The organism is Cryomorpha ignava, assembly GCF_010686655.1.
Classification (GTDB): domain Bacteria; phylum Bacteroidota; class Bacteroidia; order Flavobacteriales_D; family Cryomorphaceae; genus Cryomorpha; species Cryomorpha ignava.
This window is the reverse complement of the sequence record NZ_JAAGVY010000011.1, coordinates 34544-58773: the sequence shown is the minus strand read 5'-3', so window position 1 is coordinate 58773 and position 24230 is coordinate 34544. Positions and strand designations below refer to the sequence as shown.

Annotated in this window: 17 protein-coding genes; 6 read left to right on the top strand and 11 right to left on the bottom strand. The window is 43.3% G+C overall.

All coding sequences use genetic code 11. The annotated features are described in order from the left end of the window. Nucleotides 1–7 precede the first annotated feature (7 nt). The 4 genes from rpsJ to rpsL are packed head-to-tail and all read right to left on the bottom strand — an operon-like array spanning nucleotide 8 to nucleotide 3329. A complete protein-coding gene (gene rpsJ, locus G3O08_RS08030; protein WP_163284689.1) occupies nucleotides 8–313 on the bottom strand; it encodes a 30S ribosomal protein S10 in 306 nt (101 codons plus the stop codon). 18 nt (nucleotides 314–331) lie between these two features. Beyond that, nucleotides 332–2440 carry an elongation factor G gene (fusA, locus tag G3O08_RS08025; protein ID WP_163284687.1) on the bottom strand — a complete coding sequence of 703 codons (2109 nt, stop codon included), beginning with the start codon at nucleotides 2438–2440 and terminating at the stop codon, nucleotides 332–334. A 28-nt stretch (nucleotides 2441–2468) separates the two neighbouring features. Next, nucleotides 2469–2939, bottom strand: a complete 471-nt coding sequence (gene rpsG, locus G3O08_RS08020) for a 30S ribosomal protein S7 (RefSeq protein ID WP_163284685.1) — start codon at nucleotides 2937–2939, stop codon at nucleotides 2469–2471. A gap of 15 nt (nucleotides 2940–2954) precedes the next feature. Then, nucleotides 2955–3329 (bottom strand): 30S ribosomal protein S12, encoded by a 375-nt coding sequence (gene rpsL / locus G3O08_RS08015; protein ID WP_163284683.1) that lies wholly within the window; start codon nucleotides 3327–3329, stop codon nucleotides 2955–2957. Nucleotides 3330–4100: 771 nt separating this feature from the next. Here rpsL and G3O08_RS08010 point away from each other — a divergent pair. Further along, nucleotides 4101–4934 carry a hypothetical protein gene (locus G3O08_RS08010; protein ID WP_163284681.1) on the top strand — a complete coding sequence of 278 codons (834 nt, stop codon included), beginning with the start codon at nucleotides 4101–4103 and terminating at the stop codon, nucleotides 4932–4934. Nucleotides 4935–5553: 619 nt separating this feature from the next. On the opposite strand, the gene G3O08_RS08005 is transcribed toward G3O08_RS08010, so the two are convergent. Together G3O08_RS08005 and G3O08_RS21845 are read right to left on the bottom strand one after the other, a co-directional pair. Then, the gene (locus G3O08_RS08005; RefSeq protein ID WP_163284679.1) at nucleotides 5554–9474 is read right to left on the bottom strand and encodes a T9SS type A sorting domain-containing protein; all 3921 of its coding nucleotides are present in this window, start codon (nucleotides 9472–9474) and stop codon (nucleotides 5554–5556) included. A gap of 462 nt (nucleotides 9475–9936) precedes the next feature. Then, nucleotides 9937–11016 carry an acyltransferase family protein gene (locus tag G3O08_RS21845; RefSeq protein WP_163284677.1) on the bottom strand — a complete coding sequence of 360 codons (1080 nt, stop codon included), beginning with the start codon at nucleotides 11014–11016 and terminating at the stop codon, nucleotides 9937–9939. A gap of 430 nt (nucleotides 11017–11446) precedes the next feature. Between G3O08_RS21845 and G3O08_RS07995 the strand changes: the two genes are divergently transcribed. The 5 genes from G3O08_RS07995 to G3O08_RS07975 all read left to right on the top strand — a co-directional run bounded on the left by G3O08_RS07995 (nucleotide 11447) and on the right by G3O08_RS07975 (nucleotide 19461). After that, entirely contained in the window at nucleotides 11447–13102 is a 1656-nt protein-coding gene (locus tag G3O08_RS07995; protein WP_163284675.1) for a phosphoethanolamine transferase, read from the top strand. A 166-nt stretch (nucleotides 13103–13268) separates the two neighbouring features. Further along, the gene (locus G3O08_RS07990; protein WP_163284673.1) at nucleotides 13269–14393 is read left to right on the top strand and encodes an acyltransferase family protein; all 1125 of its coding nucleotides are present in this window, start codon (nucleotides 13269–13271) and stop codon (nucleotides 14391–14393) included. Between the two features lie 736 nt (nucleotides 14394–15129). Beyond that, nucleotides 15130–16401 carry an MFS transporter gene (locus G3O08_RS07985; protein ID WP_163284671.1) on the top strand — a complete coding sequence of 424 codons (1272 nt, stop codon included), beginning with the start codon at nucleotides 15130–15132 and terminating at the stop codon, nucleotides 16399–16401. Nucleotides 16402–16947: 546 nt separating this feature from the next. Next, nucleotides 16948–18186 carry an ABC transporter ATP-binding protein gene (locus G3O08_RS07980; protein WP_163284669.1) on the top strand — a complete coding sequence of 413 codons (1239 nt, stop codon included), beginning with the start codon at nucleotides 16948–16950 and terminating at the stop codon, nucleotides 18184–18186. Between the two features lie 51 nt (nucleotides 18187–18237). Then, complete coding sequence (locus G3O08_RS07975; RefSeq protein WP_163284667.1) at nucleotides 18238–19461, top strand: hypothetical protein; 1224 nt, start codon at nucleotides 18238–18240, stop codon at nucleotides 19459–19461. Nucleotides 19462–19574: 113 nt separating this feature from the next. Here the strand turns inward: G3O08_RS07975 and G3O08_RS07970 are convergent, their stop codons facing one another. From G3O08_RS07970 to neuB, 5 genes are read right to left on the bottom strand one after another with little or no spacing between them, the layout of a single operon-like run. Then, the gene (locus G3O08_RS07970; protein ID WP_163284665.1) at nucleotides 19575–20264 is read right to left on the bottom strand and encodes an acylneuraminate cytidylyltransferase family protein; all 690 of its coding nucleotides are present in this window, start codon (nucleotides 20262–20264) and stop codon (nucleotides 19575–19577) included. Continuing rightward, on the bottom strand, nucleotides 20264–21715 hold the full coding sequence (locus tag G3O08_RS07965; protein WP_163284663.1) for an aminotransferase class I/II-fold pyridoxal phosphate-dependent enzyme: 1452 nt from the start codon (nucleotides 21713–21715) through the stop codon (nucleotides 20264–20266). The genes G3O08_RS07970 and G3O08_RS07965 overlap by 1 nt, the downstream gene beginning before the upstream one ends. Further along, a complete protein-coding gene (locus G3O08_RS07960; protein WP_163284661.1) occupies nucleotides 21702–22553 on the bottom strand; it encodes a sugar phosphate isomerase/epimerase family protein in 852 nt (283 codons plus the stop codon). Before G3O08_RS07960 ends, G3O08_RS07965 begins: the two co-directional genes overlap by 14 nt. Then, nucleotides 22550–22981: a GNAT family N-acetyltransferase gene (locus tag G3O08_RS07955; RefSeq protein WP_163284659.1), complete on the bottom strand. Its 432-nt coding sequence runs from the start codon at nucleotides 22979–22981 to the stop codon at nucleotides 22550–22552. The genes G3O08_RS07960 and G3O08_RS07955 overlap by 4 nt, the downstream gene beginning before the upstream one ends. After that, nucleotides 22981–24009, bottom strand: coding sequence for an N-acetylneuraminate synthase (gene neuB, locus G3O08_RS07950; protein WP_163284657.1), 1029 nt, complete (start codon nucleotides 24007–24009; stop codon nucleotides 22981–22983). Before neuB ends, G3O08_RS07955 begins: the two co-directional genes overlap by 1 nt. Between the last annotated feature and the right edge of the window lie 221 nt (nucleotides 24010–24230).

The window sequence follows — 24230 nt, the reverse complement described above, 5'->3', positions numbered from 1 at the left end:
TATTCTATCAAACTTTAATTTCAACTTCTACACCGCTTGGTAACTCTAATCTCATTAGAGCATCAACCGTTTTTGAAGAGGAACTGTAAATATCGAGCAGTCGCTTGTAGGCGCAAAGCTCAAATTGTTCTCTCGATTTCTTGTTCACGTGTGGTGAACGAAGTACCGTGTAAATACGTTTGTGAGTAGGCAATGGAATTGGACCACTCACTACCGCTCCGGTAGTCTTAACTGTCTTAACAATCTTCTCTGCTGATTTGTCAACGAGATTGTGATCGTATGACTTTAACTTGATGCGAATTTTTTGACTCATCGTTATGAATGCTGCTTGTTACGCTTCTAATTTTTTACCTTTAACTTTTGCAATAACTTCTTCCTGTACACCTTTTGGCGCTTCCGCGAAATGCGAAAATTCCATTGTAGATGTAGCACGGCCAGAAGACATTGTTCTCAACTGTGTTACATAACCAAACATCTCCGAAAGTGGAACTTTGGCTTTGATAACTTTTGCTCCGGAACGGTCGCCCATTCCTTCCATTACTCCGCGACGTCGGTTAAGGTCACCTACGATGTCACCCATATTTTCCTCGGGAGTTAATACTTCTATTTTCATGATCGGCTCAAGAAGTACAGGCTTCGCTTTAGGCAATGCTGTACGATAAGCCAATTTGGCTGCAAGCTCAAACGACAACTGGTCTGAATCGACCGCGTGGAATGAACCATCGCGTAGTGTTACTTTCAAAGAATCTACTGGGTAACCGGCCAAAACACCGTTTGCCATTGCTTCTCTAAATCCTTTCTCAATCGAAGGAACAAATTCACGCGGAATGTTTCCACCTTTAATTACGTTCTCGAAAATCAATCCTGGTTTCTCCGGATCGCCTGGCTCTATTGTAACCAGAATATCGGCAAATTTACCACGACCACCCGTTTGTTTCTTGTAAGTCTCACGGTGATCTACAGTACCGGTAATAGTTTCTTTATAAGATACCTGTGGAGCTCCCTGATTAACTTCTACCTTAAACTCACGACGCAATCGGTCGATAAGAATATCTAAGTGAAGCTCACCCATTCCGCTAATAACTGTCTGACCAGAATCCTCGTCAGTATGTACCTTGAATGTTGGATCTTCCTCGGCAAGCTTAGCCAAACCTACACCAAGACGGTCAAGGTCAGCTTGTGTTTTTGGCTCAATGGCCAATCCGATTACCGGCTCTGGGAAATCCATTGACTCAAGCACAATTGGGTGTTTCTCGTCGCAAAGGGTATCTCCCGTTTTAATATCTTTAAATCCAACCAATGCACCTATATCTCCGGCACCTAGTGAATCAACTTGTTTTTGTTTGTTGGCGTGCATCTGGAAAATACGCGAAATACGCTCTTTTCTTCCGGTGCGCGTATTCAATACATACGAACCTGAATCAAGTGTACCAGAATAAACACGTGTAAAGCATAGACGACCTACAAATGGATCGGTAGCAATTTTAAATGCCAATGCTGCAAACGGTTCATCAAGACCCGGCTTTCTTTTTTCTTCCATCTCAGTGTCAGGATTAACTCCTATAATCGCTTCAACATCCACAGGCGATGGAAGCAATTCCATAACCATATCAAGCATCGCCTGTACACCTTTGTTCTTAAATGAAGAACCACACATCATCGGAACAACTTTCCCGGTGATTACCGCTGCGCGTAAAGCATCAAGAACCTCGCGCTCAGTAAGCGACTCCGGATCTTCAAAATACTTCTCCATCAACGTATCATCAAATTCAGCAACAGCCTCAAGCAATTTCTCGCGGTGCTCTTTTGCTTCCTCCATTATCTCATCAGGGATATCAACCGTTTCAAAGGTCATACCCAAATCTTCTGTATTCCAAACAATTCCACGGAAGTTGATCAAATCAACAACACCTCTAAAATCGTCTTCAGTTCCAATTGGAATTTGAAGCGCTACTGCGTGGCTGCCCAGCATATCTCTAACCTCCTGGCAAACTTTCAAAAAGTCGGCACCGGAGCGATCCATTTTATTAACGAATCCAAGACGTGGTACATTATAGTTGTTGGCAAGTCTCCAGTTAGTTTCAGATTGTGGCTCTACACCATCAACAGCACTAAAAAGAAAAACCAACCCATCAAGCACACGTAGCGATCTGTTTACCTCAACGGTAAAATCAACGTGGCCGGGGGTATCAATAACGTTAACGTGGTACAATTGCCCACGGTACAACCAGTCAAGGGTAGTCGCTGCCGAAGTAATGGTAATACCACGCTCCTGCTCCTGCGCCATCCAGTCCATAGTAGCGGCACCATCGTGCACCTCTCCTATTTTGTGGCTCACACCTCCATAATATAGAATACGCTCGGTAGTTGTAGTCTTACCCGCATCAATGTGGGCAGCAATACCGATGTTTCTTGTAAATTTTAAATCTCTTCTAGCCATTGTAATATTTCTTTACTGATCCTTTTATTTAGAATCTAAAATGAGAGAAAGCTCTGTTTGCTTCAGCCATTCTATGGGTATCTTCTTTTTTCTTAAAGGCAGCACCTTCTTCTTTTGCAGCGGCAATAATTTCATAAGCCAATCTCTGGCTCATTGTTTTTTCATTGCGCTTCCGCGAATAGCCTATCAGCCATTGCATAGATATAGCCATTTTGCGATTTTCGCGTACCGGTTGTGGAATTTGAAAAGTAGCACCACCTACACGGCGACTCTTAACCTCTACGGCCGGAGTAACGTTTGCCAGGGCTTTTTTCCAGACATCCAATCCTGTAGTATCTTCGCTTTTTTCATCAACTATAGCGATAGCATCGTAAAAAATATTGTACGCCAGGTTTTTCTTACCTGAAAGCATCATATTGTTTACAAACTTGGTAACAATGATCTCGTTAAACTTCGGATCTGGCAGCGTTATTCGCTTTTTAGCGGTCTTTCTTCTCATGACTTCGGCTAATAATTATTTTTTCGGACGTTTAGTTCCGTATTTTGATCTTCTTTGAGTTCTACCGTTTACTCCGGCAGTATCGAGTGCACCACGTACAATATGGTATCGTACACCCGGTAAGTCTTTTACTCTACCACCACGTACCAACACAATACTGTGCTCTTGCAGGTTGTGTCCCTCTCCGCCTATATAGGCATTGACTTCCTTACCATTGGTAAGACGAACACGCGCTACTTTACGCATAGCCGAGTTTGGTTTCTTAGGAGTAGTCGTATAAACACGCACACATACTCCACGTCTCTGCGGACATGATGCAAGTGCGGCAGACTTACTTGTTTTTGCTTTGGTAGTCCGCCCTTTGCGTACTAGTTGCTGTATAGTTGGCATAGTATTAAAATTGCTCTAAATCAGTTTTTTCGCGCTTAAAAATAGCCCCATTTCGCTAAATTGGGGGTGCAAATGTACGAGAATTAATGAATAAACCAACATCGAGATTTAAATTTTTTCGATAGTTTTCGTTTATAAACATTTGAGGGTTTAAAACGGCCGCAAATATAGGGTTTTTGCGTTGTGAATTTTGAATTGTGAATTGTGAATTGTGAATTTTGAATTGTGAATTGTGAATTTTGAATTGTGAATTTTGAAATGTGAATTGTGTATTACGAATTGTATTTCATGTTTTCAAAATGAATTATGACAGTTGTTGATTGTGTATAAATTGCCTACTGCTAATTGCAAATTGCCCATTGCTAATTGCCAACTACGAAGCGACCTCACGTGGTTATTGAGCGCAGTCGAAATGCAGCACAGCAAGTAATCGCTAATTACCCATTGCCAATTGCTAATTGCCAATTGCCAATTGCAAATTGCAAATTGCCTATTGTAAAAAGAAACACCTGCTGAAAATTTCCACACATCAGGAAGAATCTCAACACTTTTTCCCCACATCATTCATCGATTCCCTAAGAATTCACAAATCCCAAACCAACGAAATAACCGATTAAACTCTGACTAACAAGCCGTTAACACCGATTCATTGCTAACTCCATCAAATCTTTCCTCCAAACAATCCGAACATGGCTGTATATTTGCGCTCTTTAAAAAGCAAATCAGGGTAAAACTCCTGATAAAATCACGAAAATTATTTAAATACACAACATGAAAAAAAGAAGATTATTTACCCTTGCCCTATTAGGAGCCGCAGTAATATTTACAAGCTCTTGTGCTGATGATGAAGATCCTGAACCATTAGGTCCATCATTAAGTGTTACAGAAACACAGAATGCTTCGACCGGAGGAGATATTGAAACTACTCCAAATACATCCTTGATTTTTGCAATAGAAGCCAGAAAAGGTGAAAATGACTTGGATGTGTTCTCGATCGCTCGAAATGGTATCAATACCGGAACTTTTCCACAGAGCTATGAAGGTCATGAATTTCCTTACAGCTTTCCAAATGCAGACGACAATACATATGTTGATACAATAGCATTTACCTCAGGAAGCAATGTAGGAATTACAACATATTCATTTACAGTAACTGATGATTTCGGAAAAACACAAACTGTAAGTTTTGATGTGGACGTAGTTTCTGCTACCACAAACCTGACCGATCCTATGGCATTTACATGGACGCGTGTCGGTGGAGCTGATGGTATTGGTTTAGACCAGTTTGGTCTTAAATGGACCAACAACACTACTACAAGTGCTGTGGTTGCAATAGATGGCGAAACTACAATGGTATCTCTTGCAAGTTCTGAATGGACCAATATCGTAACTGAAGAAGACTTGGCAGACGCCATAGCTACAGGTGCAGAAATTACCCAATATACCGGTGTTTCTGCGACCGCAGACGGTACATATAACGATGTACTTGGTGTGACCCACGACGGAAAAAATTACCTTCTCCACATTACTGATGGAACTGTAACAACTATTTCTGGTGGTGGTACGAGCATTGTTATTGATGGTGATTATAAATCAGATCAATAATATTACCGCAAACCTTTAACAGGTTAAAAAGTTTAAGCGCGAATCCTACGGGGTTCGCGCTTTTTTTTGTTCCTAGAAATAATTGCACGGCTTAGTGCGGTTGACTCCCTTTAGATTTTATTAGCCCGTACGGATCTGCACATCAAGTATGCCGCCGCGGCTCCATCTAAACGAATGAGACAAGGCGTGCCTTGTCTTTACGGCACCAACGACAAACTTCACGGTCTGCTTATCTCCAAAACGCCGCTTCGCGGCATCTGCGCTGCTGCGGAATATGACGTATAGTAATACAAAACGATTTCTCCGCGTTCTCGGCGGCGCCTTTGCGCCTCCGCGGTAAAACCCATAAGCGCGCTAGCGCTCCCAGAATTGAAGTAAGTCCGTATGGACGAAGCAAAGATAAGAAATGCAACGCATCAGCACATCACAGCTATATGTTTCAAAAAACCAATCTCAATTACAAACGAAACACCCTCTTGGAGCTTGCAGCTTACGGCTTAAAGCCAATTTAAATCTTCAAACGCAAGCCCCACTCGCGCTGCGAAGCAAGTCCGTATGGACGACTCGAGACTTGAGACTTGAGACTAGCGACTAGAGACTAGAGACTCGAGACTCAAACCTACCTCCCAACAACAACAACCTTGCTTACAAGACTCTCCTCTCCGTCAATAAGGCGAATGAGATAAACGCCGCTGGCGTATCCAGACAGATCGATTTTCTTTAATACCTCACCATCGGCAGAAGCCAGACCTGAACGGTAGCGAATTGAACCCAGAATATCGCTGATCTCAACGACAGCTTCAGAAGAGGCAAGTCCACGGATATCGAGATTTACTTCTCCGTTCGCCGGATTGGGGAATATGAGCATCGCTAAATCCTGATCAGGTGAACTGCCCGTTACGGAATTTCGATCAAGCCCCGGTTTCTCACCTCCCGTTTCTTCATCCCATTCGGTTAATGGAGCTTCGAGGCCGCCAATCTCAAACCAACAGTTGCCGGGATCGGTGGCATTGGGATCGTAATTGGTTGCTGCGGGATCCATGCAACCAGTAATTTCCTGATCATCACAAACACCGTCGCCATCGGTATCGTCAACGCCGATGGTCATTTCTATCGCATCGCAAAGCCCAGCATCTGCCACTACAAATACTACTTCACCATCGGCTACAGCTAAATCGGAGGCTTCGTAGACCGTACCTTCCACCGCTTCGCCATTAACTGTATAGGGCGGCATTCCACCTGCAATTTCAAGAATAGCATTAAAACTCGTACCACCAGGATTACACTCCGCTTCTACCCCACTTGTAAAGGGCTCTGTGAAAGTAAGGGTGTAAACAGCCGACTGATCGTTACATGAAGGGATTGGAAGGAAGTAATCATAAGTACCCGAGTTTGACGGGATGGCCAAAATTTGAGAAATAGGAAATATCCCGTTTTGGTCAACATCGTCTGGAAGGAGATCGTATAAATCAATCATCTCGCCTGTGCCGCAGAGAATTATATCATAATCGTCGCCTGCACCCATACTTTCCGAAATGGTAAGCCACACTTCTACAATATCAGTACAGCCGGTTTCCAAGAGGTTGTAGTAGTAAAAAATTTGGACAGACCCGGGTTCAAACAGGCTAAGATCAATCAGATATGGTATAGAATTCCCTGACACATCGACCCACACACCTCCCGGAAACGGAAAGGAAGGCAAATAAATATTTAGATCAACACTTCCGTCAGATTGACAAACAGTATCTTCTATCTGTTGAGTATTTCCTACGCTAATAAATACGTATAAATCTATCAAGATCGGATCGCAAGGTGGAGCTCCCTGTATGTATTTAAGCACCACCGATGAACCGAAACTGTGCAAGTATTCGCCAGTAAAGTTTATATCCCCGTAAGGAAAATAATCCAGAAAAACAGTACCTGTAGAATCATAAAGAATCCAATTTCCTCCAACATATGGGTCGGTTATACCAAGGGCTTCAGCCGGGCGAAAATTCATTTCATCAATGCAAATCGTGACTGGTTCAACATCAGTATTACCCGAATATGCATTGTTGAAATTCACAAAAGTCTCAACTGTAGTCAAACAGCCTTCTTCGTAATAGACATAAGTGTAGATACCTGGTGCATACTGATCAGGATTTAGGTATTGATCGGTAATCGTATCCAAAACCTGAGGATACCCTGGCCCCATCCAAAACCTATCTTCTGTAGCTTCGTACCATTCATACAAATTTACTCCATCATCCGTGCAGGAAGTTAATCCGTAGAGAATCCCCAGCTCTATTGGCACCAGCGAAATCACAGCAGTATCTGCGCATTGATTTCCATCTGAAACGATATAGTAATAATCGCCTGGCGGACTCGAGGAAGGATCAACCAACCCGCAGCCGGCATCAACCCATCCGGGAGGACCTGCCCACACGCCACCGGTATCGGCATTTGCCAATTCATTAAAAAGACAGAAAGGCTCCGGCTGACAATGATCCATTTCGCCCGGACTCTCGCCTGCACTTACCGTGCATGTAGGCAAATAACCCCCTGAAACACTAAAATCGTTGCACGGACCGGCATCTGAAAGAGTAAACATATAAGATGTTCCAACCGGAATTAGCGAAGAAGTAAAATCATTGCCGATAACTGAAACTCCATTTATAGAGTAAGGAGCTAACCCGCCTGTAATCGCAAAAACCACGGTATATTCATTCCCATCATCACTAAGGGTGGTGGTAAGACCTGTATAGTTTAGGCTATCGCCAATATCGAGATTGAAAGAATACACCGCCTCACCGCAATTTGCGAAGTCAGTCGTATACGTATACGTTCCGGAATTTTGCGGAAGCAGAACCACTTCCTGCGATGGACTGAATACACCTCCAGAATCGGTGTCATCGGGCAAAAGGGTAGCCAGATCAAGCACCGAGCCGTCGCCGCATTCCACTACAGTATAATTGTCTCCGTCTCCGGAACTCGTAATAACCAACTCTACTCCAACACTGCTCGTACAACCTGATTCTAAGTCATAAGTATATAAAAAGCTATGTACTGATCCCACTGCGCAGGGCGTACAATCAAACACACTTTCCCAATCTTCCACATAATTTGTCCAGAAACCACCAGTTGGAGTACCGGGTGGCAAATAGGGTTCCAAATCAATAATCCCCGCACAGGCTGTACCTGTAACTCCTTCAGAGTATTCACCAACAGTAACCGTAAGCGTATCCAGACTTATACCACATTCAGTCGAGCCCAGAAGATAATTAAAGTATAGCTGACTGGCGCCATAACCTTGCATAGCAGCGTAATCCAAACACATATCACTAGAAGGGAGAAAATCCAGAAAATTTCCGGCATCGTCATATACTATCCAGTTACCACCTTCAGTAACTTCTATTCCTGGAGGCTGCAGCGATTGAAAAACATCAAAAGGGCAAAACGTTCCGCTGTTTTCGCAAATTACTGTGCTTACTGGCATTCCCGAAGTCTGAGTTACAAAAGCCTCAACGCCCAAGGTCCTCAGGCAACCCGTTTCTGAAAGGAACTGATATTCATAAATTCCCAATCCATCTACTGCAAACTCTGCAATTCCATCTACCACCACTTCACCTGCCGGATTGTACCAGGTGCCGTCATCTGGATATTCATCGGCTATTGCTTCATTGAGATAGCCATATTCGCCGCTGCATGTAAACACTTCACCAACGACACCCAGGTCAGTATCAATGACCGTAATTGTGGACGATTGCAAACACATACCTCCCTCAACGGTGTAGGTATAATCGCCCGAAACATCGACATTCACATCAAAGTAGCCACAACCCAGAACATCGGTATAACCGGCCGGCCCCGCCCACACACCTTCAGGATATGCACCTTCCAAAAGGTCAAATAAACACTGAGATTCACAAAGAGCCACCGTACCGGGGCTGTTTCCTGATGATACCCCGCAACAATTAAGCGAGAGATTATCCAAATCAGGTTGCACATATATTGGATTGGGGCAAGGCGATGGAAAATCACCAAAATAGTCATCAGACACGATTCTAATATAGGGAAACAGATTTTCTTCATCGCTCGGGCAATCTCCTGCAAGGGTAATGTCAAAGCAGAAGGTCATGTTTTCGGGCGTGATCGCACATGCATCTCCAAAATTATTACAAAAATTCCCATCTGAATTTCTATCGAAATAAAATCCCGGACCGAAAAAGTATGGGGCGCAAGCAAGTGTATCCAGGTAAACCCATTCACCATCTCCGGCCGAGCAGGGTTCGGGAATCGACACAACGTTAAGGGTAGACAATTCCCACGCCGGCGGAAAATCAAGCTCCAGACCACTTAGCCACGCTCCACCTCCCGGGGCATACAATACCAGGTCAACGCAGACTTCCACAGTAGCCCCAAGCTCAAGCTGGCCATTAACAGGTGGAGGGTCAAAAGTCCAGTTAGCATGAGCCAGACAATCTTGCGCTTCCGCTTCCGCGAATGAAAAAACAAAAAGAAAAATGAGAGCCGAAAAAGATTTGATAAACGAGGATTCCATAGCCGTAGGTTAAAATTGGTTAATAGGGAATCAATGTAGGGAATTCCCTTGTTTTTGGCAAATAATTTAAGTGTAAGGTTCTAAATACAGGTTCCTTTCCCACGGGTTAAACCTCCACCTGCATATTGCCGATATCGGGATATGAGCCTTTGGATTCAAAACACATGACTATTGAAACCTGAAATAAGTTGCCTGATCTTGACGTAGTCTATGTCTAAACTCCGCTCCGCAGATCAAGGTTGCTGCGGCCGCTCTATATAAACCAATGAGACGTCGATCTATATAAAACAAAGAGACAAGGCATGCCTTGTCTCAACGGCATTTAATGACAAACATCAGGGTCTGATTATCACCAAAACGTCTCTCTGATAGGTGGCAAACTGCGCATCAGTTCTTTACAATATCCATGGACGAATTTAAATAGTGCAACGGATGGGCGGAGTGCCTAAAATTTAAAAATGCCTAATTTAAAAACACAAGAAATCTTTGAAATATTGGGTTGGTCCTAGGCTGAAGTATGGCGACCAGATATAATTGCAAATGGGTAATGGCGCATCCAAACGAAAGTAGAAATGAAGCCTTGATTAAAAAAAGGTTAAAGGTGCTAATCTTTATATTTAGATCGTTAATAAAGGTAAGCCACAAATAATATCCCAGAATATGCCACAGATAAATCCACAGTGAATTAGATGAAAGCCAGATGATTATATTATTCGCCCTATTGCTTTCAACGTTCAGATGGCGAGAAATAATGTAATAAATCAAGTTTATGCAGAAAAAGGCATAAGCGAGATAATATAAAGTGGGAGGATATTTATAGACCTGTGTAGGAACAAAGGTGCCAGCATCCAGATATTTATGAAGAATTAAAGATACTGTTAAGACAAGTGATGAGAAAATTATAATTATCAAATTTCTATCGCTTAGGGTATGTAATCGAAGGCCATAAAAATAAAGAACAGAGTAAGGGATGACCACCAAAAATGTATTACTCACCGGTTCTCTGAAGGCTTCAGGAATATAATGAAAGAAAAGAGTAATAAACAATTCATATCCCAGGTAAATAAGAGAAATCAACCAAAAATATCTTTTATTATTGATAGCGGTTGATTTGCTAATACTTAGGGCAAACGGAGTTAGAAGAGCCAGGATAATATACACTTTCAAAATCCAGACGAAGCCAATTCCCGCATAAAAGTTGTAAGAGTTTATGATACCAATAGTTGAAAAGGGAAACTCTTTATTTAAGCTTTGGGATGCAACATAAAAAAGTAGAAAGAAAAATGTCAAAAATATCCATGCCGGAATGATTAATCTTTTGAGTCTTTTCTTGAAAAAGTAATTCTTATCTTCAATATTCTTTGATTTATATATAAAAGCATAGGTTAAAGCAGATCCCAGAATCAATAATGGTGTTCCAAAATTTCTCAAATTAAAAATCCACTCGGGGGGATCGGCATGAGCCACCATTATTACTAATACGCCTAATAAGCGTAATAAATCCAGTTTAATATTTCTTTTGGAGAGGCTGGGAGTTCTCAATTTCTGTTTATTAAAAGTTAATGGCTGGTTTTTATACCAGAGACTTTTCTATTACGGAAGAAATTTCAGGAAGTTATTCCGGTGAAACAGATCGGAGGATTCAAACAAAGAGACAAGGCATGCCTTGTCTCAACGGCATTTAATGACAAACATCAGGGTCTGATTATCACCAAAACGCCATCCCGCCCTTATACAGTCCTTTGCAAGGGCTCCTCCAAACAGCGCGTTTCGACAAGCTTAATAACCACTCAATGCAACCTATAAGCAAATCCGCAATTGAAATCCATCATTTTATTTTTCAATTAAATAATCTACTTTTATTGCCTAATCACTTCCATTTTCTTAAAACAAAGAAACTTTGTCTACGTATCGTATTCTTTATCATTAACATCCTAAAATGAAATTTGTCGGTTAACCCGTTCTCAATGTTATGAATGACCCTAAAAGTCTCGAATCTCACGTAGGAATTAAGCACACGCTTTTAAGTTTATTTCCACCTTTTATCCTCGCGTTAATCTTTTTTCCCCTTTTTGCCGGTTTGTACTTCAACTATAGACTGGTAGAGTTTGCCGAACCGGTCATTACCCTTTCGTTTATCACCATTTTGATTATTCTTCGCTACTTATCGGGCAAGAATATTTTTTACTTCCTGGCAGCCATTCTCTCGTTTATAAATGGATTTATACTTCTCTCGCATTGGATTATGCTGAAAGGTCCTATGACCTCAAACAGTCTTTACGTTGCCTTAAATACAAATTACGATGAGGCGGTAGGTTTTCTGCATCTAAAAAGCGGGTATGAATTCTTGCTGATCATTCCCTATATTATTCTATTCCTTCTTGCACTCATTTACACTTTTAACTATCCGCGCAAGCAAGACAAAAAACATACTTATATCCTCATTGCCACGGTGTTGCTAATATTGGTCTTTCTTTCTACCAGGGTTTATGAAGGTGGTTTTCGCTACGGCACTCCTGAACTTGTGCGCTCGTCTATTTTATTTTATAAGGATGCTACGGCTTTTAAAAAATTGAAAAGTGAGAGGCAAAAGCGCAGCGCCGAAATAGACGCAAAACTTATAGCTCCAAACAATCCGGCGGTGGTGGTATTGATTGAAGGTGAATCAACAAATAGAAACCACATGTCGCTATACGGCTACTACCGCGATACTAGCCCGCTATTGAAACAGGCCGAGGATATTATAGTGTACACCGACGTGGTGAGCGGCTACCATTCTACAATGACATCTATTACCGGTGCGCTTACAGAATCAAACTTAGAAAATAAGCGAAAATCGTATGAATGTTTTAATATTATGGATGTCTGCAGGGCCTCGGGTGTAAAGTCTTATTGGCTCTCAAACCAGTCTCCGATTGGCTTTTTAGATAATATAATCACCATTCTAGCCCAGCAATCAGACAAACAAGAGTTCCTGAACTTAACCAGCGGACTTTCGCTTAGCAAGAATGAGAAACCCTCTTACGACAGCGTTTTGTTTAGTGCATTAGAAAAGACCCTGCGTGAAGAAGGCGATCAAAAATTTATAGTTCTTCATCTTCTGGGTTCACACGGGCGCTACATTCATCGTTACCCTTCTGAATACAAACGCTTTAGCGGAAGCACTAAAAAAGAAAAGGTGATTGCTCAATACGACAACTCGGTGCTCTACAATGATTTTGTGGTTGACAGTATTCTTAAAATCTTGCGCACTTATGCAGAAGTGAGTAATACCCCCACTGCGGCCATTTACCTATCTGACCATGGCGAAAATGTATATGACGATGCCGATTACGCGGGCCACGATTATTCTGTTATCCTATACCCGAGTATTGTGGAGATACCTTATGTGGTGTGGCTTTCTGAAGAATATCAAAATACATACCCCGATAAATCGGCGGTGATTCGCTCACATCGCGATATGCCCTATATTACCGACGACAATTTTCATTCGCTGATTGATCTGCTGAATATTGAAACCAGTGTGCTGGATGCAAAGAGGAGTGTATTTAATGAAAATTACAACGATAAGCGTCGCCGGGTAATGGCTGATGGAAGAGAATACCCGCCACACTCCCGCGAAGAATAGAATATTTGAAAAAGCTTACTCTGATGCAACCACTCAATTAAAAAACAGGAAAAAAACTGATGGCTTGAAACATCTATAAGGTAGATGAGTAAAGATAAAGGCAAACTACCCTGTATATTCATAAAAAAATTAAATTAGCCAAAAAATATCTTCATAATCTTCTAGAATGATTCGCAAACAGACCCTCACCATTAGAGACACCAATATCATGAAAGGCATTTCGATGCTGATGATTATGTTCCACAATTATTTTCACCAGATAACCCCTAAAACGGGTGAAAATGAGTTTAACTTTTCGGTAGATTATTTCCAGCGCTTTATTGGCTTCCTGGCCAGTGAGCCGCTTCACGCTGTGCGACACATATTTTCGTATTTCGGACATTATGGGGTGCAGATTTTTATTTTAGTGAGTTCTTATGGACTTTATATTTCCTACAAGGATCGCGATATTGAATGGTTGCGTTTTATGAAAAAGCGGATTCTAAAGCTTTACCCCACTCTGCTTATCGGAATCGTATTTGTAATAATACTTTACATCTTCTCATCCAGTCGTTTTCCAAGCGTATTTTTGGTCAAAGAATCTCTTATTAAACTCACATTGCTTTATGGTTTTATACCGGGAAGTGCACTTTCGGTAAGCGGCCCCTGGTGGTTCTTCTCGGCTATCATTCAGCTATACGCCTTTTTTCCGCTGCTAAAGCGAATAGTAAAGAAGTACGGCCCAAATAGTATGCTAATCACGGCGTTTATTTTCATAGGTCTCACCATTGCCTTTAATACTTTTGCAGATATCGCTAACTTCAGCATTTACTATACTTTTGTGGGTCAGATTCCGGTTTTTGCGCTCGGTATTTACTTCGCCGCCCGTTCTGAAATAAAAATTTCTGTATTGGTCTTTTTAGCGGCACTGATAATGTTTGCTGCCGCCAATTTTTATGAAATGGCGTACTATTTCTCTTTTATTTCTGTAACCATCCTATTGCTTACGGTTATGATATGGCTCCTACCCTTTATTCAACGCTTTAAAAAGCTGGCTACTTTCCTAGCCTTTACAGGTGGTATATCCTTGTTCCTATTCGTCATTCACGGTTCACTGCGTTTCCCTTTTATCACTTTGGCAGAGGCTCACCCCAACCCTTTTCTCACCATAGCCCTCTCTATTGTTTTTGTAACACTTTCTTATATCATGGCGCTTTGGGTACGGATTATCGAAAAGCAAATACAGGAATTTATCGCCTCGGGGTATTCGTTTAAAACACTGCTTACGCGGATTAAGGAGAATGATTTCTAAGACTCGCTGTAAGCTTCTAGCTGCAAGCTTCTAGCTGTAAGCTTCTAGCTGCAAGCTGCAAGCTGCAAGCTGCATGACTTAAAGCTTGAGGCTTAAGGCCAAGAAACGGCCTCTTGCAGCCATGCTTTTAGCTTGGTCGAAGGACTTAAAGCTTGCGGCTTGAGGCTTAAGGCTAACAGCTAAGAAACTCCCTCTTGCAGCAACCCTCCCCGCGCCCCAGCCCTAAAGGGAGTCCACCGCACACCCCCGACCCCTAAAGGGGAGGCCACAGCACGAATCGTTGTTTCAAAAGCTAATTTGAATCTACAAACGCAGGCCCCACTCGAGACTCGCGACTAGAGACTCGCGACTAACTGACTCATCATCATCTTACAGCTTGCGGCTTAAGGCTAACAGCTAAGAAACTCCCTCCCGCGCCCCACGTGCGTTCCTCTTTGCGAAAGGCCTCGTCGGATGCAGAAAGGGAGTCCACCGCACACCCCCGACCCCTAAAGGGGAGGCCACAGCACGAATCATGGTTTCAAAAGGTAATTTGAATCCTAAAACGCAAGCCCCACTCGAGACTCGCGACTAGAGACTCGCGACTAACTGACTCATCATCATCTTACAGCTTGCGGCTTGAGGCTAACAGCTACGAAACTCCCTCTTGCAGCTTCATCCGCACATTTCGACTGAGCTCAATACATCGCATCCACAAATCCTCAAAATAAATACCTTTACCCGGTCAAAATTAAAAATGTCAAAGAACTACCCTTACGAAGCGCTCCAATACAAAGAGTTTCGTCTTTTTCTATTTCTGCGGTTTGCCATCGTTTTTGCGTGGACTATGCAGTTTGTGGTTATTGAATGGGAGGTTTATCGACTGACTAAAGATCCCCTCTCCCTCGGACTCATCGGCCTCATGGAAGTCATTCCGGCGGTTTCGATGGCCCTCTTTGCCGGACATTTCGTAGATCAGCTCGAAAAGCGAAGCCTGCTCATAAAATGTCTTCTGGGGTTTTTCACCATCAGCACCGGCCTCTTCCTTTTTACCTGGCCCCTCATTACCGATAGCATGGAAACCACCTGGGTGGTGCGCTCCATTTATGCGATGGTCTTTCTCGGGGGCCTCGTACGCGCCTTTATGAGCCCCACCATTTTCTCACTCTTCTCGCTCGTTATTCCCAAAAAGTCGTACCCCAACGGAGCCACCTGGAGCAGTGGCGTATGGCAGCTGGGCGCGGTAACCGGTCCGGCAATCGGCGGAATAGCAATCGGTTTTATGGGCACCCACCACGCCCTGCTGATCATTGTAGGTGTGTCGATTGTTGCCTTTTTAGTCCTTTTGCGCATTGAGAAGAAACCCATCCTCAACACCAAAAAAGGCGAACCCATTTTCCAAAGCCTCCGCGAGGGTCTCCGCTTTGTATTTAGCACCAAAGTTATATTGGGCGCCCTCACACTCGATATGTTTGCAGTGCTCTTTGGTGGCGCGGTGGCCCTTCTGCCCATCTTTGCAATGGACATTCTCAAAGTCGGATCAACCGGATTTGGAGTGCTGCGGGCAGCCCCTGCCGTCGGTTCGCTAATTACAATGATGGCCGTTGCCTATTTTCCACTCCACCGCCATGCCGGCTACAAGCTACTCGCCGCCATTTTCGGATTTGGCGTCAGCATCATCGTCTTTGGACTCTCCACCATATTCTGGGTATCCGTCGCAGCCCTGTTCTTCAGCGGAGTCCTTGACGGGATAAGCGTGGTAATCAGACAAACCATTCTTCAGCTTAAAACGCCCGATGCTATGCGCGGCCGCGTAGCCTCCGTAAACTCCATGTTTGTTGGCTCGTCAAATGAACTCGGCGCATTTGAAAGCGGCCTCACTGCGCGACTTTTTGGCACCGTAAACGCGGTAGTTCTTGGTGGCGTGCTCACCATCCTCACCGTAGTGGGCACCGGCGCGGCATTGCCTAAGTTGAGGCGGCTTGATTTTAGTAAAGATTTGGAGGAGGAAGAGGTTAATTTGCAATAGGCAATAAATAATAGGCAATGAGCAATAGGCAATAAGACATAGCGGATGATAATTAATGTGTGAATTCAATAAGAAGTTCTAAGATTAAGCCGACTAGCGTGTGGAGTTTGCCGCAAGCCGCACACGCTCGCATCTTGCCTTGCCCGTAAACAGCGAAGTTGGGGGCGAGGGTGGTCTACTCTGGCGTCCCGCCAGGACTCCAAAAATCCAAAGGGAATCCAATACACAAATTGATGTTTCAAAAGCTAATTTGAATCCTCAAAGGCAAGCCCTCTCGAGACTCTCGACTCGCGACTCGGGACTCGAGACTCGTGACCTCTTACAGCAAGACCCTCTTACAGCTTACGGCTTACGGCTTACGGCTTAAAGCTAATTTAAATCCTCATATTCAAGCCACCCTCGCGACCTTTCCCATCAGCACACCGACAAATCATAAATCATAAATCCTAAATCATAAATCTGAAATCAAAGGAATCTGAAATCAAAGGAATCTGAAATCAACTAAATCAATAACTCTATCTTTGCTGCCTCAACCACCAACCTAAGATGGAAAAAGATACGCTCGTAACTGTAGAACACGTCGCCAAGAAATTTTGCCGCGACCTGAAAACCAGCCTTTGGTATGGTGTAAAAGATCTCGGTTCAGAATTTATTGCACGCAAAAAAAACGATGATATTCAGCTGCGCGAAAAAGAATTCTGGGCCGTAAAAGACATCAACTTTGAACTCAAACGCGGCGAGTGCCTGGGGCTGATAGGACGAAATGGAGCCGGTAAGAGTACCTTGCTTAAAATGCTCAGTGGATTAATCAAACCCGATAAAGGAAGAATAGAAATGCGCGGTCGCGTAGGCGCGCTTATTGAATTGGGAGCTGGCTTTAACCCAATTCTCACAGGAAGGGAAAACATATACAATAACGGATCTGTACTCGGTCTTAAAAAAAAAGAAATTGATGCCGTTCTTGATGAAATCATTGACTTTTCTGAACTCGAAGCATTTATAGATACGCCTGTACAATATTATAGCTCAGGAATGCGGGTGCGCCTGGGTTTCTCTGTTGCGGTCCATATGAAGCCTGATGTTCTGATTTTGGATGAAGTGCTCGCAGTGGGTGACTCAGGGTTTAAGACCAAATCATTCAATAAGATCAACGAAGTTATCCAAGATGCAGCCGTAATTTTTGTAAGTCATTCCATGCCAAATATTGCCACTATCACCAACAAGATTCTTCTAATGGAAAATGGATACGTAGAATATTACGGAGACAACATTTCCGACGGTATTGAGCGCTATTTTAATCTTTTTACGGGTGACGAAGCAAATGTGGAATTTAACCAATATGCGCAGGTAGAAGACATGACCATTCATCCTTCTCCTATCTATTCCGGGAGCTCAACTTCAAGCATTCCCAAAATCGATTACCGCGACCCGATAATCGTAGATTTGAGTTTAAAAGTAAGTGATGAGATTGAATCGTTTCACGTTAAGCTACAGATTACAGACAAAGACCTCAAGATAATCGGTATATACGACAGTGTTCAGTTTCAGGAATCTATTAAAAATAATCGCGAATTGCATCAGTTGAAATTTACCCTGCCCGAAAGTATTTTCATAGATGGTGAGTACGCTATGAGTGTTTTTGTTACCCAGTATGATAAAACCATTTCCAAATCCAAACATCTGGCTGCCTACCGCTACTGGCGTAAATTTAATATGAAAGCCAGCAAAGAATTGGGTTTGGTGCCGGCGGTAGTATATTTGCCCGGCATTACCGAAAGCGTTTAAACGGATAAACCTATTATGAGAAATTCCAGATTCCGGTCACTGGTAAAATCATTGGATAAGATATACTACAGCAATCAGTTTCCCCATTTAAAATTAGAAAGAGAGGAAATAAGCTTTCGGAATGGTTTCAAGCACGTCGCAAGGTTAATTGAGTTGTACAGAGGACCTTTTAAAGATTCACAAATTCCGGTGCCTGCTATTAATAGAAAAGTGCTCATTCTCGTGCAAACCGAAAATCAACGAAATGCCCTGATCCCATTGGTCAAAAGATTTGGAAATGAGGTACAACTCCTCGACCTAAGAGCCGAAAGTAGTGAAACGAAACCCACGCAGGAACAACTCCAATATCTCGCTTTACTGCACAGTTGGAATATGCTCCTTTCGTTTTTCACCGTGAGGGGAAATGATCGCATCATATACCGCAAACGATTTTACAATCTGCATACTGTGTTGGGATATTACGAATACGCTAAAAAGCTTATCACCCAAAAAAATACTCCACTTAAACTAGTGATTGCTTCAAATGACCATTCCGGGATTTCAATTTCAGTTTTCTTAGCATGCAACAGTTGCAAGTTAGAATCCTTATACGTTCAGCACGCATCGGTTAACCAGGGTGTTACACCTCTAATTATGACTTATGCATTTTTAGATGGTAAAGATGCACAAGATAAATACCACAACGCCGGATCATCAAATACCAAAATTTCGCTCACCGGAATAATGAAGCTAGATCCCTACCTTGCCTTGCCCGCCATCAAAGAGCTCGGCAAATATGTCTCCGTCGGCATTTCAACCTACTTCTGTGACATCGACAAAAACTTCAACCTATGCCAGGAACTTGAGTCAAGAAATATCCCATTTATTGTGCGCTTTCACCCCAATGTGCCGCCCCATATAAGAGAGAAATTCGCCGCACACAGCTGGAAAATTTCAGATAATCGCGAAACCGCTCTCGATCACATTCTAAATACTAAAGCGGTTATTTCAGGCGATAGCACCATCCTATTAGAAGCCATTATGCTCTATCGTCGACCTGTATATTTCGCATCTGAAGGAGTTGTAAATGATTTTTACCATTACCTCAAAAACGGGTTAATCGACAAAGCATACACCGATATCGAAGAATTGGTAAACGGGCTCGAACAGGATTTTGATATGAACCTCCACCGCAAGAAAGCAAAATACTATAATGATGCTCTTTACTCTGACTACGAAGGGCAATCGGTAGAAAGAACCGCAGAGCTGATTCTAAAAATCATGGTTGAGAAATAGCAATCCGGCAAACAAACGATGAACAGGCTGGCGCAATGCAAAGCCCTTGCCTGCGCCGGCTACATTCTCCAGCGTATCAAGCACGTCCTCATTCCCGTGGTATTACAATCATTTCAAACCAACCCTTTCTCACTCAAAAACGCACACCACAAAAAATCCAGCTCCTCATCAATATCCACCGAATACCGCGCATCCATCACAAAAGGCAAAATCTTGTCAAAAGCTCCAATCCCTTTACTCTCCAGCCGCTCAACATTCATAATATAAACCGATCCGTTAAACTCAAATATCTTAGGACAATCTTGCCTGCGCGTAAACTTGCCCGGCTTCGACTTTTCCAGGTACCCATCTTGCCTGAATTCAAACAAAGTATAATACGGATTGGCCTGACTCAAACTGCCCGATACCACCATATCAATGTCGTTGTGGTATAAATCAAACATGTTCTTTAAATCTTCATCGCGGCGAAAGGGACTCGTGGGTTGCAACATGATAATCCGTTCAGCATCAAAATCTTTATTCTCACGGTAGTAGCGGAGCGCATGTTTCAGTACATCTTCACTTGTAGCATCTGAGGTAGCCAGAGAATCTGGGCGCACAAACGGAACGTCTAGACCCTCTGCCTCAACTAGATCGATAATCTCTTTATCATCTGTACTCACACAGATTAGACTATCGGGAAAATTCTTGCGGGCAAAATCTACGGTATGAAGTATGAGTGGTTTTCCTGCTAAAGGCCGTTTATTCTTGCCTTTTACACCCACAGATCCCTCGCGTGCAGGTATTACTACTAAATCTTTCATTAGCTGTTTTTATAATGTGCGGCATAATACAATATCCGCTCGCAGATAAATTTCACCTCCTCTTTTTCCAATATCGGCGAGCTCGGCAGGCTTATTCCCGTTTTGGAAATGGCAATAGACCGTGATAATTCAGACGCTTTCCCGTATTGGGTATAGGGCGGCATTTCGTGCAATGGATAAAATACCGGTCGCGATTCTATTCCATTTGCCGCAAGGAAAGCAATCAATTCATCGCGACTAAACGGGCTATCAGCCTTTACCAGAAAAGTATAAAGCCAGTACGAGTTCTTGCTACCCACTTCTTCGCCCAAAGGCAAAACAAAATGCGCTGACTTAGTCAGTTCTTCATTGTACAAGCCTGCAATTCTGCGCTTGGCATCGACAAATTCGTCCATCCTTTCCATTTGGGCCACACCAATAGCGGCTTGAAGATTGGTAAGCCGGTAATTGAACCCCACCTCATTATGCCAGTATCGCTTTGTTTTAGACATACCGTGGTCGCGCAGCACAGCAGCCCTTTCATAGGCAGCTTCATCGCGAAAAATAACCATCCCGCCTTCGCCGGTTGTAATGGTTTTGTTTCCAAAAAAGCTAAAAGTAGCTACATCGCCAAAGGTACCTACTGGGCGCGATTGATAAAGGCTTCCCAGAGCTTCGGCTGCATCTTCAACAATCAGCAAATTATGCGCGCCAGCAATCTCAATAATGGGCTGCATATCACACGGCTGCCCATACAGATGCACGGGCATAATAGCCTTTGTGCGTGGCGTAATCAGCCTCTCAATTACCTCTGGGTCAATATTCCATGAGTCGGCATCCACATCAGCAAGTACCGGCGTGGCACCCGTATAGAGTATGGCGTTTATGCTTGCTGCAAAGGTCAAATCGGGAACAATCACTTCATCGCCTTCTCCAATTCCCAAAGCTACAAGTGCCAGGTGGAGTGCCACCGTGCCATTGCTCACCGCCAGAGCTTTATACCCATCGTGGTATTCGCTAAATTTAGCTTCAAACTCTCTTACATATTTCCCCTGCGACGAAATCCAGTTGGTGCGAATGCAATCTGTAACATAAGCCAGCTCATTGCCGCCTAAACTTGGTGCAGCAACAGAAATGCGCCGTATTTTCCGAATGGAAGCATAGTCTTTCAACACTCCGCTTTCGCTTACAAGCGGAATAACCTTGACCTTATCCGAAAGTACTTTTAGTATATCTACATTGCTCGTGGCCATGGGCAGCGATACAAAATTGCGATTCATTGCCACCCCTACCTCATCGCTTATGGTATGCCCTTTAAGTAAGGCGCGGCGAATATCTCCATCGGTTACCGTACCCGTAAGCTTCCCGTCGCCATCTACCACAAATCCTATACCCATAAGGGTCTTATTCAGCACCTCCATGGCGCTGCGAATTGTGGCATCGCCGCCAATACTAAAATCACGAATTTCCATACTTCTCAAGCAGATTTAATTGCAATTCAATAGATTCGATACTCTGCCGCTTTACCTCAAGCACGTGAGGGAGCGATCGATAATCTCTTATATAGGGCAAAAACCAATACGTGGCATCAATGCGATCATTGGTATCAGTAAGCCCATCGTTGTCACTGTGGTGAATAGCGCGGATATAGGGCTTTATGCGTTCCAATTCGGAAGCCACATCAAAACCAAGCGTACCGCATGATACTTTAAAGTGAGCCGTGTCTAGCAAAAGACCAAAATGATCTTCACCCTTAAACGCCTCTGCCATACGCAGTATATCTGCACTCTCGCAGCAGAGCAACGGATTTACTTCATCTTTATAATTAAACCCGGCCAGTACATTGTTTTCTATGTAAAAGTCGAGTTCCAATTTTTTGGCTTCCGCCAATATTGTTTTAAGCGATTGGATAAAATGTGCCCAATAAATTTCTTTATCAGCTATGGCGCCATACGAAATCGGCCTGCCCAATTCATTGGGGTCTGGATCGATGCAAAAGCCTGCGTGGGCAGCGAAAAAGGTAGCACCTACAGCCCTTGTAAGTTTAAGTCCTTGAATGCAGTGAGCTACCGATCGCTCGCGAATACTTGCATCGGCACTAGCCAGATTAATTACAAACGGATTTTTTGGTGCCGGGAAATAATTATGGGCTATTCTTTTTACAGGGGCTTCCGCGAATACGGTTTGCATATCTTCCCTGTAAGGCAATCCCGAACTGAACTCCACATTAAGCCCATGGTCTTGCGCCATCTGTACCACTTCATCTACATCAGAAGTTTGAAAAGCCAATGTACTTACATAAACGGTCATGCAATCGTTAATTTCATTAATTGAACTTTTTCATTCAGCAGACCTGCCTGCGCAAATCCAAATGACAAATATAAGTGAATGGCAGGGGTATTGGTTTTATCAACCGACAATTGCACACTTTCAACGCTCAAATCCTTTGCTCGCTTCACCAAAAAACTCATTATCATTTTCCCCAGTCCTTTGCCACGCGTTTCTTCGGCCACAGCTATTCCCAGCCATACCGTATCGCCATCCTTATCCAAATGTCCGTAACCCACATAATTATGGGCTTCATCTCTTATCAGGCAGGTTACCAAATGATTTTCAATAATGCTTAGCGGACGCTTATCGAAATACCGAAAAGAGTTAACCGAGTTGCCTGCATTATTAAGAAAAGCCGAAATATCAGCAGTTCCCGGATTGTCGAATATAAGGTATTGCGACTCCATCAGGCCTCCCACACTATCGAGTGCATCTGCAGCGGTTCATCTGCGCTTATCGCTTTAGCGGCTTTCTTGCCGATAACCGAGTTGTACATATTTACCGCCAATCCATTTTCAGGTCGTTTAAAACCCAGCATCGACCCTTCTATAACTGTTCCTTTGGCAATATCGGCAGCAGCTACCAGGCTACGCTTCATACCAAAAGTATTTTCCTTTTCTGCCTCCGAAGGCACTTTCAATCCGTTGCCCAGAGCCGCTTCAATTTCACGTATTCCCTTTACCAGCGTTCGAAAACCATCCGTATCAAGCGACGAACTATGATCAGGCCCTTTGGCATTGCGATCAAGTGTAAAATGCTTTTCAATAACACTGGCACCGAGTGCCACAGCCGCATACGTTGCGTAATTGGTTTCCACATGGTCAGAATAACCAACCTCAACCTTGCATGCATCGCGAATAGAACACATAGCCAGCACATTGGCATCTTCAACCCGCGAGGGATAGTTGGTAGTGCACTGCAGAACCGTCATTTTTTCATTTCCCTCATCGCGTATAGCTTCCACCGCTTCAAACACCTCGGCCATATTGGCCATACCGGTAGATAAGATCATTGGCTTTCCCATTCGGGCAATGTAGCGCAGAAAAGGAAGTTCGGTAAGCTGTCCTGAAGCAATTTTAAAAGCCTCAACACCCAGCTCATTGAGAAAATCGGCATCGTCAAATCCGTAGGGCGTTGACATAAAACCAATTTCCAGCTCTTTACACTTCAGCAAAATTTCTTTGTAGTGGCCATAGTCGAGCTCCAGCGCTTTTAGCATATTCAACTGCGACTCTTTTGGATCAGTTACTCCTAGCTGATATTTCGCTTTTGGCGACGATTGGGTAGCCACCTGATTTGCCTTAAAAGTCTGAAACTTGATAATATCTGCACCAACCTCTTTTGCTTTTTCAATAAGCTTTATAGCCTGCGCGATATCGCCATTGTGATTTACACCCGCCTCTGCAATTATCTGAACACACTTACCTTTTTCCATCCAAAAACCTCTTCGTTTTCTACTGTGAATTTAAAAAACAAAAGTATCTAAATTGAAAGACATACCTACCACCTATTGCAACATCAATGATCTTATCAGCTTCAAGTCAGCTTCAAGTCAGCTTCAAGCTTTATGCCGAAAGCTTCAAGGCCTTATCTTAAGTGAACGGGATGACCAACAACATGACCACTGAGAGTCGGTTAAACCCATAAGCGCACCGC

Bases quoted from the DNA above. Each gene is read 5' to 3' on its own strand.
- rpsJ (WP_163284689.1), bottom strand. From the start codon at position 313: ATGAGTCAAAAAATTCGCATCAAGTTAAAGTCATACGATCACAATCTC.
- fusA (WP_163284687.1), bottom strand. From the start codon at position 2,440: ATGGCTAGAAGAGATTTAAAATTTACAAGAAACATCGGTATTGCTGCC.
- rpsG (WP_163284685.1), bottom strand. From the start codon at position 2,939: ATGAGAAGAAAGACCGCTAAAAAGCGAATAACGCTGCCAGATCCGAAG.
- rpsL (WP_163284683.1), bottom strand. From the start codon at position 3,329: ATGCCAACTATACAGCAACTAGTACGCAAAGGGCGGACTACCAAAGCA.
- G3O08_RS08010 (WP_163284681.1), top strand. From the start codon at position 4,101: ATGAAAAAAAGAAGATTATTTACCCTTGCCCTATTAGGAGCCGCAGTA.
- G3O08_RS08005 (WP_163284679.1), bottom strand. From the start codon at position 9,474: ATGGAATCCTCGTTTATCAAATCTTTTTCGGCTCTCATTTTTCTTTTT.
- G3O08_RS07995 (WP_163284675.1), top strand. From the start codon at position 11,447: ATGAATGACCCTAAAAGTCTCGAATCTCACGTAGGAATTAAGCACACG.
- G3O08_RS07990 (WP_163284673.1), top strand. From the start codon at position 13,269: ATGATTCGCAAACAGACCCTCACCATTAGAGACACCAATATCATGAAA.
- G3O08_RS07985 (WP_163284671.1), top strand. From the start codon at position 15,130: ATGTCAAAGAACTACCCTTACGAAGCGCTCCAATACAAAGAGTTTCGT.
- G3O08_RS07980 (WP_163284669.1), top strand. From the start codon at position 16,948: ATGGAAAAAGATACGCTCGTAACTGTAGAACACGTCGCCAAGAAATTT.
- G3O08_RS07970 (WP_163284665.1), bottom strand. From the start codon at position 20,264: ATGAAAGATTTAGTAGTAATACCTGCACGCGAGGGATCTGTGGGTGTA.
- G3O08_RS07965 (WP_163284663.1), bottom strand. From the start codon at position 21,715: ATGGAAATTCGTGATTTTAGTATTGGCGGCGATGCCACAATTCGCAGC.
- G3O08_RS07960 (WP_163284661.1), bottom strand. From the start codon at position 22,553: ATGACCGTTTATGTAAGTACATTGGCTTTTCAAACTTCTGATGTAGAT.
- G3O08_RS07955 (WP_163284659.1), bottom strand. From the start codon at position 22,981: ATGGAGTCGCAATACCTTATATTCGACAATCCGGGAACTGCTGATATT.
- neuB (WP_163284657.1), bottom strand. From the start codon at position 24,009: ATGGAAAAAGGTAAGTGTGTTCAGATAATTGCAGAGGCGGGTGTAAAT.